The organism is Eubacterium sp. BIOML-A2, assembly GCF_009680135.1.
Lineage (GTDB): Bacteria > Bacillota > Clostridia > Lachnospirales > Lachnospiraceae > Faecalicatena > Faecalicatena contortus_B.
In genome coordinates this window covers 43,161-59,866 of record NZ_WKZK01000058.1, presented here as the reverse complement: position 1 = coordinate 59,866, position 16,706 = coordinate 43,161, and the positions used below count along the sequence as shown (strand labels likewise).

The following is a 16,706-nucleotide window of genomic DNA, read 5'->3' as shown; positions in this document are numbered from 1 at the left end:
TTGGTTGCAAGCCATAAATACTTTATCACAAAGTGGTGTCCTCTTTTCATTTAATCCGAATAAAATTTTACGCTAGCTTAACAAAGTTTTTCACAGCATTCAAGAATGCTCCCTATTGACGATTACAAATCACGCCTTAGTCAGTATCAAGAAATGAAATGTAGGTGACAAGCAGATTTGCCGATGAATTGGACACGAAAGATAATATGTCAGATAAACGAAAAACAGAAATAACATACTTATAGTGGATTATATTAAATTACTCCAACTCACAAAGGGCTGGAGTAATTTAAGATTTTACCGCATTATTATTTGCCGGTTACTTTCTGCAGTATTTTGGATGCTTGACCGGTAATGCTATTTCTCCATGTACGGAACGCTGTCAGTAGCTCTCCGACCTTATATAAATGTAAGGTAGCCGTGGCATCATACCGCTGAATCCAATAACGCCGATCTTCTCCATATCCAGTCCATATGTAGCATTTACATATCCCTCCATATCCTGATAGCACGCTGCAATACAATATCTAATCTGAGAACAGTAATAAAACAAACAATATACGTTTTCAAAAAACGCGAAGATGAATGTTCAGGCAATAGGTGAAGTACCCCCTTTGCCAGGACTAAACTCCTGAACATCAAATGATTTATATACACACTCTCTTGCATCACGCAGACTTTTCCACACCTTCTTTTCCAGCATCTGTACCATAAGATTACCGATTGCGGTTGCCTCTGCCGGCCCGGCCAGAACCTTTTTTCCCGTCGCCTCTGCCGTCAGCTGATTAAGATATGCTGCGTTTGAACCGCCTCCTACTACATGAAGCTGCCCATATTCACAACCCATCTGATTCTCTAACTCTTTTACCGTGTCCTGATAACACTTTGCAAGGCTCCGGTATATTACGCGTGCATAGTCGCCCGGTGTCTGCGGAAGCTCACCTGCTTCCGATATAGAACTCTGCTTTTTACACTGTGCGTATATTGCCTTCATCATGGATTCAGGCGCAAGAAATTCTAACGCATTACAGTCTACGATGGTAGAAATCCCTGATTTTTCTGCCAGAGTACAAAGTTCTGCAAACGAATAAGCATCCTGCAATTCTTTTTTTACGCTCTGAATCATCCACAGCCCCATAATATTTTTCAGGTAACGGAAACGGTATTCATATCCCCCTTCATTGGTGAAATTGAGTCTCCTGCTCCCAGGCGAGCAGTCCGCATCCATCCTCTCCACTCCCATTAGTGACCATGTCCCTGAGCTGATATACATTGTCCGTTCCTCATGTGATGGAACCGCCAGAACCGCCGAACCGGTATCATGAGTTGCCGGAAGCACAACCTCACATTCAAAACCGACTAATTCGCAGATTTCCCGGGAAAATTTCCCAAGCCTGGTTCCCGGCGTTCGTATCTGCTGGAAAATCTTCCCGGGATATCCCAGCCGGGCAATCAGCTCCCGGTCCCAGTCTTTTGTTTTTGCATTGACCAGCTGTGTCGTGGTCGCATTCGTGTACTCAGCTGCCTTTATACCTGTTAAAAGATAATGCAGATAATCTGGCATTAAAAGCAATGTATCCGCCTGCTGGAGATTATCCGGATACTGCATCTTCAATGCCATAAGCTGATATACTGTATTAAACATCAGCTTCTGAATTCCAGTACGCGCATATAACTCCTCTTCCGAAATCTCACGGTACACCTCTTTGTCCATGCCATTCGTTCTTGCATCCCGATAGCCGACTGCATTTCCGATCCTCCGACCGTCCTCATCCAACAATACAAAATCATTTCCCCACGTGTCAATTCCCATGCTTTCTGGAATCTTCCCCATCTCACGGCATTTTTTTAATCCGGCGATCACCTCTTTAAACAACTGATCTACATCCCAACAAAGGGATCCATTGATTTCTTTCATTCCATTTTGAAAACGGTGAACTTCCTGTATCTGCATTTTCCCATTTTCCAGCCAGCCCAGCATATGGCGCCCGCTTGATGCCCCGATGTCTACCGCCAGATAATATCTAATCATCTTAGATTTCCCCCTTCTCTGTCAAAAATTACTATATACTATTGAACCCATTTTCTTATTATCAATGGATTAACGTCCTGTTTTATCTGCAACACACAGATGACAGGCTCCGGGGAGCCTGTCGTTTGTGGTATAATCATTTATAATGAATCACAAAAATATCCAATCAAGATACAGAATCCGGGTAAACTTTAAATAAGGTGACCTGCTGCGTTCAATGAACGATATTTCTTAATTTATTCAACGCCGCATCTAAACTCATTTCGTTATTAAACACGCTGGAAGTTCCGGCGACAAAGATATCCGCCCCCGCCCTCCGCATCTTTTCTGCATTCTCGAAGCTGACATTTCCATCTGCTTCTATTTCTATCTTCTCTTTCCCATTTGTATTCAGATAAGCTCTTACTTCTTTGATTTTATTTAATGACTGAGGAATCAATTTCTGTCCTGCAAATCCCGGATTTACAGTCATGATCAGTATACCGTCCAAATCATCCAGCAGCCATTTCAATACTTCAACCGGTGTTCCCGGATTGATCGCCAGCATTGGTTTTCCGCCCATTTCCCGGATAGCGCTCAATACTCTTTGTATATGTACTGTGCTTTCATAATGCACAGATACGTAATCTCCTTTATGGATATCCAGCCAGCCCAGCCGGTCTTCCGGATTGTTTACCATCATATGGATATCGAGTGGTATAGAGGTGCATTTTCTCAGATTCCGAATAAAATCCGTACCCAATGCGAAGTTAGGCACAAAATGTCCATCCATAATATCAATATGCAAATACTCAACGCCATTTTTTTCAAACTCTTTCAAATATCTGTCCATATCTCTGATATCAGCGCACATCATAGAAGGGGATAGTTTACCTCTCATTTTACAGATCTCCCCCCTGTGGATTCACTATAATACGCAGACCTGAGTGCTTCTCTGCAGCTTCAAAAGCTTTATCAATCTCATGCAATGGATAGCTGGCAGAAATAAATTTCTTTACATCTACGACGCCGGAAGCGATTAATTCCACTGCCCTTCCATGATGATAAGGCGTTGCTCCATGAGCGCCTGTGATGAACAGTTCTTTGTAATGGATTATATTTGTATCAATGGTAACCTGGCTCTTTTCTTTTGGCAGCCCGCCAAAGAAACATACCCTCGCACGATTCTTCGCCATCTGCATCGCATCCGTCTGCGCCTGAGGAGATGGGCAGGAAGTAAAGAGCACATCTGCGCCAAGTCCATTTGTCTCTTTCATCACTCTGAGGATTGCATCCTCTTTCCCGGAACAAACATAAATATCAGCCACATCCAGCTTTTCTGCAATCTCCAGTCTTTGCTCCGAACGATTCACAAGAATTACTTTCGACGCGCCCATTCGTCTGGCAACGCAGCAGAGCATCATTCCGATCGGGCCGGCCCCAATAACGCACACCACGTCATTTAACCGTACCGGCGCTAAATCCAGAGCATTCAATACGCACCCCAGCGGTTCTGCAAGCGAACCTTCCTCATATGTAACATGATCTGGTAAAAGATGTACCGGTCCATAATTCATAACGGTTTTATTCAACAGAACATATTCGGCAAAACCGCCTGCAAACTGATAACCCATAGCATAATTAATCTGGCAGTTGTTTCCGATTCCGGACTCGCAAAATGAGCATTCTCCGCAGGGAACGTCAGCGCCAATCGCAACTCTGTCCTGAACCTTCACTCTGGTAACATTCGCTCCGGCTTCCACAACGTCTCCTGCAATCTCATGACCCAGTATCTGTGGCGGAGTCACACGATTATTTCCGGAATGAAAAATTCTGATATCCGAGCCGCAGACCGCACAGGACCGCACTCTGACCAAAACACTATCTGCATCTGTTTCAGGCCTGGGCGCTTCCCTGACTGCCATCTGTTCATTTCCCAAATAAAATGCTGCCTTCATCCCTATTCCTCACTTTCATTAATAAAAATTATTTTTACACTGAATTCATCTTTGCTTTTCATCGTCTGAAATGCTTTCCTGCATTCTGAAAAATGGAACTTATGAGATATGAGCTCTTTCAGCTTCAATTTTGGCATTGCCTGTACAGCCGTCTGCCAGTCATTTTTCATTCCATTAAAATCTGAGTTCCATGTTCCTCTTAAGGTCAGCTGTTTCCGTAAAATCCCCCAGTAATTATCCTGTAACAGTTTCATTTCTTTTATTGGATTCCCCATCAGAACAATTTGTCCTGATACTCCCGTTACCTGAATACAATTTTCCAGCGCCGCGCTGACTCCTGTTCCTTCGATAGTCACATTGGAACCTTTTTGATTCGTGAGGCCTGCAACAATGTCTTTCACATCACACTTTGCATTATTATAACAATATGTAAAACCAAGCTTTCTGGCAAATTCCAGCTTCTCTTCCATCACATCAAATAAAATGACCTTCGAAGCGCCATATGCTGCAGTTATTTTCGCCAGAAGCAAACCGATTGTTCCCGCACCGAAAATAGTGACGACATCACCGTATCCAACTCTCGCCCGCGTAACCGCATGGATTGCAACGGCTGTTGGTTCGCACATGGCCGCTTCTTCATAGGATACATTATCTGGTATAAATACAAGGTTTTTTTTCTTTACGGCAATATATTCTGCAAACCCTCCATCGCAGCGTGAACCGTAATAATTATAATTCTTACATTGGGCATATAAGCCTGCAGAACATGGAGCGCATTCCATACACGGAATCAACGGAAATACAGCCGCACGTTTCCCAATCAGGGAAGAATCTCCTCCCTCAGGAACACTAACTATCTCACCGGAAAATTCATGTCCCGGTATCGTTGGAAAGTGATAAGTTCCTTTTTCAAATACTCTGGGAACATCACTTCCGCATATTCCGGCCGCCCTGACTTTCAGGAGAACCTCATCCTCCTGTGGCACCGGAGTTTTAGTTTCCTCATACCTCAAATCGTTTACCGCATGTAATACACAGGCCTTCAAACTGCCACCTCCTGATTTGTAATATAGGGTTTCCAGTACTTTACACTCTCTTTCAGATCCTGAATGATTCTGAACTCTGTATCATAATGTTCGCGGTGTGAAATTTCAAATGCAAAGAGGCTGTCCTTACATCCGGCCTGCTTTACACACTCCATAACCTTTTCCGCTTTGATGATCCCCGTTCTGTTATTTTCCTCAGTAAAGGGGGCATGATTTGATTTATTTAAAACTGTCTGCTGCAAATGGATCACCGGCGATACGCCTGCCAGGGCCTGAATCCACGGGTAGGGATCCCTTTCCTTTGGATCCGGTGCATGTCCTATATCCAGACAGACCTTCATCGGAACTCCACAGTTAGCGTTCACCCGGTCCATGAGCTCTTTTGTATCTGCTATGGTATTCGCCATTTCTCTTGGAACACTCATCGGTTCAAATATTAAACATTCATACCCCAGCTCCTTTGCATAGAAACTTAATGTCTGCCATCCTTTTACAGCTTCTTCTATCATAAATTCCCGTCTGTCCGGATCCTCATAATCATGAAATGTCAGAATGCCAAAATGGCTTCCGCAGTTTTTAGCTCCAAGTTCGCTTCCGATCCTGAGATATGATTTAAACCATTCCAGCCAGATTTTTCTGGCCTCTTCATCCGGATGCATTAAATGGTTTACCCTTGTAAATGCAGATGTAAATAAGCTTTCCACCCGGATATCATAGAATTTCACAGCATCCTTAATCCTTTTAATCTGGCTTTCCACGTATGTTTCCGGAAGAAAAGGATTCAGCAAATCTGCCACAAACTGAACATATCTTAGTTCCAGCTCTTCCGCGACGATTTTACTCCATACTTCCGGTTCTATATATTTGTTTATTGCAAAGCCAAGATTGATTCCCAATCGATAAGACATAAAACCTCCTCCAGACTCATCCAGAGTCTATCTTCCTATTTATATTCCGCTGTTTTCATTTGACTTTCTATTCTTAATGCGCATGAATCTTATACCCTTTTTTGCATCTCTTAATGAATACAGGTAAACTGCAACCAGAATAACAATTCCCTTAGCTACTAACTGTGCATAGGAATTAATACCGGACAGATTGAGGATATTGCTTAGTATTGCGATAATAAATGCGCCGACTTGTGTTCCGAACAGCGTACCGGCGCCTCCTGTCATTGCTACACCGCCCACAACACAGGCTGCAATGGCATCCATCTCTGCACCGTCGCCGATAATAGGCTGTCCTGAATTGAGTCTGGAAGATAATATAATACCTGCAAATGATGCCATCAGCCCACTTAAAACATAGGTTATTGTAATCACCTTATCCGTTTTAATTCCGGAATATTTTGCGGCTGTAATATTCCCGCCTACTGCATATACATGTCGTCCAAATCGTGTTCTGTTGAGCAAAAACCAGAACACTATAAATAAAACAATCACATAGAAAACCGGAATCGGTATGTTATTCCAGAGCCCTCCGCCTATCTCCGCGAAAACTTTATTATCAATAATTACCGGACGGCCATCAGTCATTAAGTATGATGAACCTCTTAAAATATTCATCGCTGCAAGTGTAACTATAAACGGAGGCATATTCAATTTTGTTATAATCAATCCGTTGATCAGGCCATAAACGGCACCAACGCAAAGGGACAGCAGAATGGCTACCGGCAGGGGGAAATTCTTCCAGGCAACCAGAACGGTACATAAGCAACCGGCAAGTGACATAAAGGATCCAACAGAAAGATCAATTCCCCCGGTAATCATGACAAATGTCATAGCAAACGCACATATGGAATTGGTCGCTGCATTACGCATGACAGACAGCAGATTACTAACCGTACAGAACCTGGATGATACGAATATAGATACAATAAAGACAAATGCAAATGCCACGATAGAACCTATATTGACTTTTGCGGCATTTTTAAATCCAACGCCGAAATCTTTTAACTGACTCTCTTTCATTTTAAATCACTCCATTTCTCCATTTTTTACCCCTAAAGCATAGCGAAGTATCGTTTCCTGATCAGCTTCTTCCCTTGTAAAGCATGCTTTAATCCTTGATTCGCACATGACATAAATTCTGTCACTCAGATTCATAAGCTCCGGCAAATCCGAAGAAACCATGATAATACTCACCCCCTGATTCGTTAAATCGTGCATCAGCGCATAAATCTCTGCCTTTGCGGCAACATCAATGCCTCTGGTTGGTTCATCCATAATCAGTATTTCAGGCTTTGTTGCGAGCCATTTTGCCAGCACAACCTTCTGCTGATTTCCTCCCGAGAGATATGTAAGTTTCTGTCTGCCTGAATCCATTTTTATTTTAAGGTGGTCACGATAGTAATCTGTAATTGCATGTTCTTTTTTTCTGTTATATCGTCCGGATCCTAAAAATTGTTCTAAAACATTCAATGTCAGATTGAATTCAACAGTATTGCTTACAACGGCGCCCTGCAGTTTTCTTTCCTCCGGAATCAGAGAAATTTTATTTTTCATTGCATTGCCTGCATTTTTAAATCTCACTTCTTTTCCATTTAGCTTTATTGTTCCTTTTTCCGGCTTCTCGATACCAAAAATCATCTGCATCAATTCTGTACGTCCGGAACCGACCAGTCCTGCAAAGCCAAGGATTTCCCCCCTGTTCAGATAAAAGCTGGCATCCCGGGCCCTTCCATCTGAACGAGTCAGATCCTTTACCTCAAGAACCGGAGCCCCTGTTTTGCGGTTTACCTGAGGATCATAATAATCCGACAGTTTATAACCAACCATCATTTCCACCAGCATATCCTCTGTTGCCCGGGAGGTTTGCAGGGTTTTTACGTTTTTGCCATCTCGTAACACAGTGATTCTATCGGATATCTGAAATATTTCACCCATTCGATGGGAAATATATACAAATGAAATGCCTCTTTTTTTCAGCTTTCTAATCAGAGTAAAAAGCATGTCGACTTCCCTTTTACTCAGAACTGCAGTTGGTTCATCCATAATAATAATTTTTGCATTCAGACTGATTGCCTTGCCAATCTCTATCATCTGCTTTTGTGCCGGACTTAAATCTCTGGCAATTATGTGGGCATTGAAATTTCCATCAATGTCATCTATAATATTCTGGGCATCACGGAACATTTTTTTTCTGTCAATTATCCCCAGATTGTTCTTAGGCTCTCTTCCCATATAGATATTTTCTCCGGCGCTCAACTGCTCTGCCAGAATAATTTCCTGCTGTATAAAACCAATTCCAAACTTCAGAGAATCCCTCACATCAGTAATTTTTATCAGTTTTCCTTCGTAATAGATATCCCCACTATCGCACTGATAAATACCGGACAGGCATTTCATCAGAGTGGATTTTCCGGCTCCATTCTCTCCTAAGACAGCATGTACCTCCCTGTACTTTAAATCAAAGCTGGTATTTTCAAGAATTTTTACGCCAAAAAATGATTTATTTATTCCCTTCATCTCAATGATTTTGCTGTTCACTGTTCTCACCCGCTTTCTCTGAAAACAATCGGTGACACTATTTGTGCCACCGATTTTGAATCATTCATTATTTTAAGAATTCATCCACATTAGAAGCATCTACATAGGTAATCGGAACTTTCGTCAAATAATCATGATCAATGGCACCGCCGTTAAGAACAGTAAAGATATCCTCTGTGGAGGCCTGAGCCATCTTATATGGATCCTGTTTTGCAGAGCCTGTGACCTCCCCATTTTTAATTGCAATTAAGTTTTCCTCATTGCCATCCACGGAATAGATAAAGGTGTTCTCGAGTCTTCCAGCTGCTTTAAGAGATGAAACACAGGCAATGGCAGCTGGATCATGATAGCAGAAAATTGCATCAATTTTATCAAACTTCTCGACCCACGCATCACAAACAGCTACTTTCTGTTCCAGATTCTCCGGATTTGGCGTACCGATATCAAGGACTTTGATATTATCGTGTCCTTCAATCGCATCCTGGAATCCTTTTACCCGGTCTACGGCCGAAGTGTTTGTCTGTAATTCCATAATACATACATTAAAATCTTTACCGTCTGCTCTCTTAACAACATCCTCGCCGCATTCATACCCACCGCTGTAATTGTCTGAAACAGTCTGTGAAATAACGGTGCCGTCTTCTTCGGAAATGTCCAGATACATATCTGCAGCGGCTACTACAACGCCTGCATTCGCTGCTTCTTTGATAGCCGCCAGTGGAGCATTGGCATCACAGGATTCCACCACGATACCATCGCAGCCTTTTGCCACAAGGTCATTGATTGAACTAATCAATACCTGCGGATCATAATTAGCGTCCAAAACTACTGCTTCCGCTCCATTTGCCGCACATGTTTCTTCAAATCCCTGCTTGAATAACTGGCAATGCTGAATTGTACCGGATATCAGGACACACCCAATCACATAATCTTTATCTTTCTCATTCTCTTTCCCTGTATCGGCTGTTGTTTCAGTCGTTGTGTCCGCTTTTGCATTAGTTTTGTTGTCACCATTAGAACAGCCTGCCAGGGATGCAATCATGGCTGCAACGATAGCTACAGTTAATAATCTCTTTTTCATAATCAATCTCCTTTACTTTCGTTTTTATGTACCCCATTTACTTCAGTCCTAATTCTTCTGCCAGAGCCTCCTTGCTGACTGCAACAATACGAACCGGGCTTGCGTCGCCATCTACAATCGGAAGCGGCAGAATAAATGCCATATACTTTCCACTTTCAACCTCGTCCAGGTTTGTTGCTGATTCAACAAGAGGGATACCGCCATTAAATAATGTGATATGGCTTGGCTGATTTTCTGCGTTTTCATCCTCAATGCCAGAACCATCACCACCAAGACATCCAATTTTTTTATCTACAAGATACTGCACGCCTTCTACCGTTACGTAGGGATATTTTGCCCAGTCAGGTGTACGAAACAGCTGGTCCGTATGTGTTTTAAGAAATACAATATCTCCCTCGTGAATCTCTGCATCGTGTTTTTTCAAATCTTCAGCTGTAATGCATCCGCCGACTGGCTTGTCTGTAAAATCGAGCACTACGAGATTACCGATAAGCTGTCCAAGCGGAACCTGTACCAGATCCGCCCCTTCACGCTGATGATGCCGGGGAACTTCCACGTGTGTTCCGTTATGTGTACACATGTTGACATAACCGATTTTATACCAGACGTCGTCGGTATACTTCAGTTGAGACATTGATTCCACGGCATCGCGTAATTCAAGTTCAAAATTAAAATTAACCTCCTTTCCACTGTACATTTTCTGACTTAAATCAACAATAGCGTTCTTTCTCATCATAAACTTCTCCTTTCTTTTTTATGTTGATTTGCAATAAAAAAACGCACTTAACCTGTCGGTTAAGTGCGTTCATAACACTTTCGAAAAGAAAACCTGCCATAAGCTTTCTTATTGACCAAACTATACCATTTTTTATTTCTCTTGTCAACCCTTTATAACAACTTTTATTTATAAAATTTTATTTTCTAAATCAAACAAATCGAAAAAAAACAAAATTGCATTTACTTTTCAAAAAATTCAATTACATCCCTGGCCACAATCTGGATTTTCTTGTTCTCATCGCGGCTTCGCTTCTGAATATACCGCATTGCTTCTCCTTCTTTCATCCTGAAATTGTCCATTAATAATCCTTTTGCCCGTTCCACTAATTTACGATTTTGAAGCGCCTGCTCGGCATTCTTCATGGAACTTTCCAGTTCCTTTCTCTCATCAGATCTTTTAATAGAAATTTCAATTGCAGCCGCAAGTTCATTTTGATTCACCGGCTTTATAAGGTATCCATATGTTGTATTCAAACTATTTGCCTCAGTGATCAGTTTTCTGTCGGAATATCCGGTAATAAATATACAAGGTATTTTTTTTATCCTGGAAATCTCTTTCAATGCTTCAATTCCCGTCATGTCGGGAAGATTTATATCCATAAGAATAATGTCAATCTTGCTCTGACGCGCCTGTTCGATGGCCTCAGTTCCCGAAAAAGCCTGTCCTGTCACCGTATGCCCTAATTCTTGCACACAGCATACAATCCCCGCCGACACAATCCCCTCATCTTCAACCACTAATACATTCAGTCTCTCTTCCATAATGAACACTCCGTTTTCTAATTACTCAACCTCCACACCGCCTGGTGTATTGAAATATTCTTTTTTAGGACGCACTCCTGTTATCGATGCTGGAAACAAGAGTCAATTATCCTTTACTGTAATATTTCACGGGCATAGGTAATATAACTTGAACCTGCAGTCCCTCTTCGCTGTAAACCTCTATTTCTCCTTTTAATTCCCTCAGAAGATTCCGAATAATTGTAATACCAGTGCTTCCCGCCTTTAAATAATCATCCGGATTTTTGATGCCACTCCCATTATCCCTTACACTCAAATATAATTTACCGTCCAAAATTTTCATTGATACGTCTATCAGTTTCACCTTATCGCATGCCTCTGCATATGCATGATGACACGCATTACATATCAGCTCATTTACCAGCATGCATATCGATATTGTCATTTTGTAAGGAATATGTATGTTTTCAATATGCATAGAAATCTTAAACTCATCAGAGCGATATAAGGAAACGACATTCTCTACCGCCATTTCAAGGCTGACCTTATCATCTATATACCCCTCCCCCGTCATCAATTCGTTGACATAGGCAATGCTTTTAATCTGTCCGATAATATTATCCATAAGCAAAGCTGCTTTTTCGGTTGGCATTTCATCGATTCCCTCTGCCTTCAAGGTATACTTCTGCATATAAATCAGTCCGATAATCATTTGCAGATTATTTTTGATCCGGTGATATACCTCCTGCAGAAGTATTGATTTATTAATTAACTGCGAGGACTGTACCAGCTGGCCTATTTCATGACAATTTGTTTTCAGAAAAATCAAATCCTCCTCCTGATAAGTGAAGTACCGATCAAAAGAAACTGCCAGTAACCCAACACGCTTGGGAATTGCTATAACAGGTAATGCCAGTAATACACGTATTTCCGGGTCTAAACTGCGAAAAATCTTTCCCATATCCTGATTTCGTTTAGTAGTGTAAAATACCTGTTCCGTTGTTCTCTGCATACACTGAAGAACATAATCATCCCGAAGCAAATACTTGTTCTCATCCTCTTTATTGCTGTCATAATGAAAAATTTCTCCGTTATCACCAACAAAATATACTTTACAGCTTTGCGCTGAAAATGCTTCTGCAATCTGTCTTGTCAGATATTCCATTGCTTCAGACAGCTCTTTATTTTGAGCGAACAGTTCCGCCCCTTTAAAAATAGCTGAATAAGCCGCATTCTTCTTATTTTTCTCCCCCTCTGTTTCGACAACATCGCCCGCCAGAGCAAACAGGATTTTTCTGGGATTCTGTTCAATTTCTTCAATAGTGAATACCGTGAACATATCCTCATCTGCTCTTACCGCCACATATTTACTAAATTTCAATGTATCTTCCCAGTGATTCGTGATCAGAAAAATTCTGGCGCCATACTCCTGAAATCCCCGGATAATTCTTGAAAAGGCATCGTAATAATAGTATCCGAACGAAGATACAGTATTATTCAGTATGATTACCTCCGGCGCAAGGACATATGCTTTCAAAAGTGCAACTATATACTGCTCCTCATTTGTTAACTTATCAAGGCTGGTATCTGGTCTGAAATCAATACTAAATTTATTCAGAAGTTCCCGACACTCCTGGATCTGTTTCTTCTTCTTCCGTCCCAGAGCCTCCACCCGGTCAATGTAAATATTATCAATCACCGTCAGGTTTTTAAAAAGCTGTATCTCGTTATTAATAATCTCTACTGTTAAATTCTCAAAATACGCATTTAATAATTGTATTACATTCTCACCGCGTCTCTCTGTTGCACAGACCACTGAGAAGGTTGTACCATCTTTGACATAATTTTTTATAATGTCATCCAGCAATATATTATTAATCTCGCTCACATATTCGTCCTCCGGGTATCACGAAAATTCATCTGCACATCCACATATTTATATCTTATTCCGCAGTTTAACTGCGAGTATACATTGAACTGCAGCTCTGCTACATATACGCCCCTCAGGGCATGAATTACGGGGTGCCCTTCGGGTATAAGTTTACCACATCATATAGTGCCTTGCAAACCATATTTCCTCAACACAGATCCAAAAGACACATGACCTCGCTTCGGCCAAAACAAAAGTGACATTGCCTTGCAAATATGATAGAATTATTCCTGTAAGCAGTTTATCAAAAATTCTATATACAAAGAAAGAAGTTCTTATGAGTACATTTTATAAAATATGCATTGCCTTGTCGGCAGGTTTATTAATAGGAATGATAGGCGGTGGCATAAAAGCCGCTTTTCTCCGGAAAACCTATTCAGACGAAAAAGTCCGGTCAACCCGCAGATTAATAAATAAAACAGCCGCCATCTTAAAATACATCACCATTCTGCTGCTTTTGCTGGGATTAATATGGTGCAGTTATTTTCTTGTTATGGCTATCCTTTCGCCTGCAAAGGCTGACTATGCAAATAACATGGCTGAGCTGATCGTCTCCGTTCTAACTGTCATATCAATTCTGTTTGCTTTTGTTGAATTTTTAAGAAAAAAAGGAGATTAAAGACCAGTACCTTCTGATGACAGATTCCGTATATTTTTTCCAAACATGAAAATACTATTCTGAGAAACTATTTAAGGAGGCACGTATGGACACACAAATACTGCAGTTGATTAACGTACAGATTAATTTTGAATTCTTTTCTTCTTATCTTTACCTTGGTTTTGCAAATTATTACGCGGAAGCCGATCTGGACGGTTTTGAGAACTGGTTCCGCATCCAGGCACAGGAGGAACTTGATCACGCCATGCTTCTGATCCAGTATCTTCATAATAATGACGAAAAAGTCGAACTGGAGCAGATCCGTAAACCCGATCTGAAACTGACCTCCCACGCCCAGCCACTGAAAGTCGCTTATGAGCATGAGAAGCAGGTAACCGTGCGGTTTAACCAGATCTATGAGACGGCTTTTAAGAAAAAAGATTTCCGCACCACACAGCTGCTCGAATGGTTCATTATGGAACAGGGAGAGGAAGAAAAGGCTGCCAGCGACCTCATGGCTAAAATGAATCTATTCGGTAATGACTCTAAGGGACTCTACGAACTCAACAAAGAGTTTGCGGCAAGAGTCTATGCTGCCCCTTCACTCGTTCTCTAAAACAGACTGCACCATTTTGGGCAGACCATGAAAAATATAATTCAAACGGAGGAATTAAAAATGGCAAAACATGAACCAATTTTTTACGCCTGTGACAATTGTCATGTCATAATTGAAGAAATCATCGGTACAAAAGAGGGGTTTTCCTGCTGTGGAACCCAGATGGAAAAACTTACTCCGAACACTTCTGAAGGCGCCCACGAAAAGCATATGCCGGTTGTCGAACAAAACGGAAATACCATCACAGTTAAGGTGGGAAGTATCTTTCATCCCATGTCTGAGGAGCACAGTATTGAGTGGATCTACCTGCAGACAGAAAAGGGCGGCCAGAGAATCCAGCTGGTTCCGGACGAAGAACCTGTCGCAACCTTTGTAGTGTGTGATGGGGACAGGGCGCTGGCGGCATACGCATACTGTAACCTGCATGGGTTCTGGAAGGTGGATATCTAGACGGGTGGTGCGGGGGAGGTACGCCTGCACAAAAAGAGAGTCCGTCCGGCACGGGCGAAAAGAAAAGGCCCCTTTGCAGAAGCCTTTTCTTTTCGCCCGTGCCGGACGGACTCTCTTTTTGTGTAGGCTATGTGCATCCGGACGGCAGGACCTTCCTACTCGGGGGGATTTCGGACAGGAGCAGTGGATCAGACTGGGATGGGGCACGTTTTTGTAACCGGTTAGGAGACATGAGATGTGAATTCTTTCATCACTGGCTGATAATGGTGTGTACCCTTTCGATGCTACTCCATTCCGAAAGGAATCTCTGCCAGTACATTCATGTCGCCGTTTTTGTCTATTACTTGTAGTATAAATTGTGTGGCGTCGGAGTGGTCGAATACCATTCCCTGTATCTGGCCTCCGTTTTCTGTGTCTGTAGTGTTGCTGCCGAATTCTTCATATACGCGGTTTCCATTGGTGTCTGTCAGGATGACTGCAGGGTTTCTTTCTATATATTCTTCGGGCATGAAGAGTTCGATGTGCATGTTGCTTGGTGTTTGTGTTACTTTCTGTACAATGAATCCGTTGTTTTCTGCATTTGGCTCTGCTTCTTTGTTCTGAGTTGTATCCATGGTTGGCTTGAATTTCAAAGTCCAGCTGCCTTTTATGCTTTTGAATCCAAGTCTGCTGAAGTCTACTTTGCCGTAATTCTCCAGGGTTGTGTCTTCCTCTTCACCGAATCTGTGGGCTCCTATGGCGTCTGCGTGTATTTCTACTGCTGTATTTTCGGTGAATTCACCATTTTCTACATACGATAAAGGTATCCTCATGAGGGATACATAGACTCCGTCCTCAGATTTTTTTCCGGATAATATTTCAGTGGTGTATGCCTCTTTTCCATCTACTGTAAGCCAGGCCCAGAAGGAAACCGGATCCCCTTCCTTGTAGGTGAGCAGATCGAGTCTGTCGGCGGTGTTCAACTCCGGATCCTCTGAGCGCATGGAAAGGGTAAAATATAAATCCAGTCCGTCACAATATGCATCTGTCACGCTGATGGTGATTCCCTGGTCTTCCGCTACATTTGTGATCTCCTCTTCGGGCTCTGTTACTACCGGCTTGGAATGCTTCTCGATATTGCTGTACGCGGTCTTGTCTTTCTCGGGGTAAGGGTTATCCTCCCGCATCTTCTGCAGGCGGCCGAATACATCTCCCAATAGCGGGATATCCTTTGCCAGCGCCGGGTTTACATAAAATACGCCCGATAGTACAATGACCAGGCATGCTGCTGCAGCAGCAATCCCCAGCCCTCTGTACAGCCTTTTCTTTTGGCTGCCGCCCTTAAGTTGCTTCATACGCACCTCACCGCTGCGGATTTTGTCATACATTTCCTCCATACGGCCGTCTACAATTTCCGGTATCTTTATATCATTCTGCAATGCTTCTTTCAGTTCAATATCATGATCCTGCCTGTTCATCCCTGCACCTCCATTCCATATGCTGACGACGGGTTTTCCTTCAGATATATTTTTTTAAAGGAGTTCCGCCCCCGCGATAACCTCGTTTTTACGGTATTCTCGTTCATCTCCAGTATAGAGCCGATTTCTTTGATACTAAAGCCTTCCACATAGTAAAGCAGCAAGACAATGCGGTACTGATCCTCCAGCTGATTCAACAGGCCTAAAAACTCCCTGCCAGACGTATCCACCTGCATTTCCTCCAGTTCTGGATGTTCATATATCGGCACCATTTTTCCACGCTCCTTTAATATGCGGTTACAGTGATTAATTAGTATTCTGGTCAGCCACGTCTTAAAAAATTCCGGCTGCCGCAGGCCCTGCAAATTTTCAAAGCTGCTCAAAACCGTGTCCTGCATCGCGTCTGCAGCGTCTGCATCATTTTTCAGCATGCTGACTGCAATTTTATACAAAGCCTGCTTGTGCTCTTCCATTAATGTTATAAAAGCTTCCTTATTACCGGCCTGCGCCCTTTTTACCAGATTTTTCAACTTCACACTCCCCCTTTGTATCG

Annotated in this window: 16 protein-coding genes; 3 read left to right on the top strand and 13 right to left on the bottom strand. The window is 42.3% G+C overall.

The window, feature by feature from the left end:
* Positions 1-589: 589 nt before the first annotated feature.
* The 11 genes from rhaB to GKG43_RS23755 all read right to left on the bottom strand — a co-directional run bounded on the left by rhaB (position 590) and on the right by GKG43_RS23755 (position 12,990).
* The gene (gene rhaB, locus GKG43_RS18230; protein WP_129879579.1) at positions 590-2,032 is read right to left on the bottom strand and encodes a rhamnulokinase; all 1,443 of its coding nucleotides are present in this window, start codon (positions 2,030-2,032) and stop codon (positions 590-592) included.
* 214 nt (positions 2,033-2,246) lie between these two features.
* A complete protein-coding gene (gene rpe / locus GKG43_RS18225; RefSeq protein ID WP_117440948.1) occupies positions 2,247-2,912 on the bottom strand; it encodes a ribulose-phosphate 3-epimerase in 666 nt (221 codons plus the stop codon).
* A gap of 1 nt (position 2,913) precedes the next feature.
* Positions 2,914-3,969 carry an alcohol dehydrogenase catalytic domain-containing protein gene (locus GKG43_RS18220; RefSeq protein ID WP_025655502.1) on the bottom strand — a complete coding sequence of 352 codons (1,056 nt, stop codon included), beginning with the start codon at positions 3,967-3,969 and terminating at the stop codon, positions 2,914-2,916.
* Positions 3,970-3,971: 2 nt separating this feature from the next.
* Positions 3,972-5,015, bottom strand: coding sequence for a galactitol-1-phosphate 5-dehydrogenase (locus GKG43_RS18215; RefSeq protein WP_129879577.1), 1,044 nt, complete (start codon positions 5,013-5,015; stop codon positions 3,972-3,974).
* Complete coding sequence (locus tag GKG43_RS18210; protein WP_129879575.1) at positions 5,012-5,923, bottom strand: TIM barrel protein; 912 nt, start codon at positions 5,921-5,923, stop codon at positions 5,012-5,014. Before GKG43_RS18210 ends, GKG43_RS18215 begins: the two co-directional genes overlap by 4 nt.
* A gap of 39 nt (positions 5,924-5,962) precedes the next feature.
* A complete protein-coding gene (locus tag GKG43_RS18205; protein ID WP_129879574.1) occupies positions 5,963-6,985 on the bottom strand; it encodes an ABC transporter permease in 1,023 nt (340 codons plus the stop codon).
* A 6-nt stretch (positions 6,986-6,991) separates the two neighbouring features.
* Positions 6,992-8,503 carry a sugar ABC transporter ATP-binding protein gene (locus GKG43_RS18200; RefSeq protein ID WP_129879572.1) on the bottom strand — a complete coding sequence of 504 codons (1,512 nt, stop codon included), beginning with the start codon at positions 8,501-8,503 and terminating at the stop codon, positions 6,992-6,994.
* Between the two features lie 67 nt (positions 8,504-8,570).
* Positions 8,571-9,584, bottom strand: coding sequence for a sugar ABC transporter substrate-binding protein (locus GKG43_RS18195; RefSeq protein WP_129879570.1), 1,014 nt, complete (start codon positions 9,582-9,584; stop codon positions 8,571-8,573).
* Between the two features lie 37 nt (positions 9,585-9,621).
* Complete coding sequence (locus GKG43_RS18190) at positions 9,622-10,320, bottom strand: cyclase family protein (protein ID WP_129879568.1); 699 nt, start codon at positions 10,318-10,320, stop codon at positions 9,622-9,624.
* Positions 10,321-10,541: 221 nt separating this feature from the next.
* Positions 10,542-11,123: a response regulator gene (locus GKG43_RS18185; protein ID WP_044926672.1), complete on the bottom strand. Its 582-nt coding sequence runs from the start codon at positions 11,121-11,123 to the stop codon at positions 10,542-10,544.
* Between the two features lie 106 nt (positions 11,124-11,229).
* A complete protein-coding gene (locus tag GKG43_RS23755; protein ID WP_129879566.1) occupies positions 11,230-12,990 on the bottom strand; it encodes a histidine kinase dimerization/phosphoacceptor domain -containing protein in 1,761 nt (586 codons plus the stop codon).
* A 319-nt stretch (positions 12,991-13,309) separates the two neighbouring features.
* On the opposite strand from GKG43_RS23755, the gene GKG43_RS18175 reads away from it, so the two are divergent.
* From GKG43_RS18175 to GKG43_RS18165, 3 genes are all read left to right on the top strand, one after another.
* Positions 13,310-13,651 (top strand): hypothetical protein, encoded by a 342-nt coding sequence (locus GKG43_RS18175; protein WP_025655494.1) that lies wholly within the window; start codon positions 13,310-13,312, stop codon positions 13,649-13,651.
* A gap of 85 nt (positions 13,652-13,736) precedes the next feature.
* Positions 13,737-14,246 carry a ferritin gene (locus tag GKG43_RS18170; protein ID WP_025655493.1) on the top strand — a complete coding sequence of 170 codons (510 nt, stop codon included), beginning with the start codon at positions 13,737-13,739 and terminating at the stop codon, positions 14,244-14,246.
* A 60-nt stretch (positions 14,247-14,306) separates the two neighbouring features.
* The gene (locus GKG43_RS18165; protein ID WP_025655492.1) at positions 14,307-14,696 is read left to right on the top strand and encodes a desulfoferrodoxin family protein; all 390 of its coding nucleotides are present in this window, start codon (positions 14,307-14,309) and stop codon (positions 14,694-14,696) included.
* Between the two features lie 284 nt (positions 14,697-14,980).
* Here GKG43_RS18165 and GKG43_RS18160 read toward each other — a convergent pair whose 3' ends face one another.
* Together GKG43_RS18160 and GKG43_RS18155 are read right to left on the bottom strand one after the other, a co-directional pair.
* On the bottom strand, positions 14,981-16,153 hold the full coding sequence (locus GKG43_RS18160) for a DUF4179 domain-containing protein (protein ID WP_025655491.1): 1,173 nt from the start codon (positions 16,151-16,153) through the stop codon (positions 14,981-14,983).
* Entirely contained in the window at positions 16,150-16,683 is a 534-nt protein-coding gene (locus GKG43_RS18155; protein ID WP_025655490.1) for a sigma-70 family RNA polymerase sigma factor, read from the bottom strand. The genes GKG43_RS18160 and GKG43_RS18155 overlap by 4 nt, the downstream gene beginning before the upstream one ends.
* Positions 16,684-16,706 lie beyond the last annotated feature (23 nt).

Excerpts from the sequence above, each read along its gene's own strand:
- rhaB (WP_129879579.1), bottom strand. The coding sequence starts at position 2,032 with ATGATTAGATATTATCTGGCGGTAGACATCGGGGCATCAAGCGGGCGC.
- rpe (WP_117440948.1), bottom strand. The coding sequence starts at position 2,912 with ATGAGAGGTAAACTATCCCCTTCTATGATGTGCGCTGATATCAGAGAT.
- GKG43_RS18220 (WP_025655502.1), bottom strand. The coding sequence starts at position 3,969 with ATGAAGGCAGCATTTTATTTGGGAAATGAACAGATGGCAGTCAGGGAA.
- GKG43_RS18210 (WP_129879575.1), bottom strand. The coding sequence starts at position 5,923 with ATGTCTTATCGATTGGGAATCAATCTTGGCTTTGCAATAAACAAATAT.
- GKG43_RS18205 (WP_129879574.1), bottom strand. The coding sequence starts at position 6,985 with ATGAAAGAGAGTCAGTTAAAAGATTTCGGCGTTGGATTTAAAAATGCC.
- GKG43_RS18195 (WP_129879570.1), bottom strand. The coding sequence starts at position 9,584 with ATGAAAAAGAGATTATTAACTGTAGCTATCGTTGCAGCCATGATTGCA.
- GKG43_RS18190 (WP_129879568.1), bottom strand. The coding sequence starts at position 10,320 with ATGATGAGAAAGAACGCTATTGTTGATTTAAGTCAGAAAATGTACAGT.
- GKG43_RS18185 (WP_044926672.1), bottom strand. The coding sequence starts at position 11,123 with ATGGAAGAGAGACTGAATGTATTAGTGGTTGAAGATGAGGGGATTGTG.
- GKG43_RS18175 (WP_025655494.1), top strand. The coding sequence starts at position 13,310 with ATGAGTACATTTTATAAAATATGCATTGCCTTGTCGGCAGGTTTATTA.
- GKG43_RS18170 (WP_025655493.1), top strand. The coding sequence starts at position 13,737 with ATGGACACACAAATACTGCAGTTGATTAACGTACAGATTAATTTTGAA.
- GKG43_RS18165 (WP_025655492.1), top strand. The coding sequence starts at position 14,307 with ATGGCAAAACATGAACCAATTTTTTACGCCTGTGACAATTGTCATGTC.
- GKG43_RS18160 (WP_025655491.1), bottom strand. The coding sequence starts at position 16,153 with ATGAACAGGCAGGATCATGATATTGAACTGAAAGAAGCATTGCAGAAT.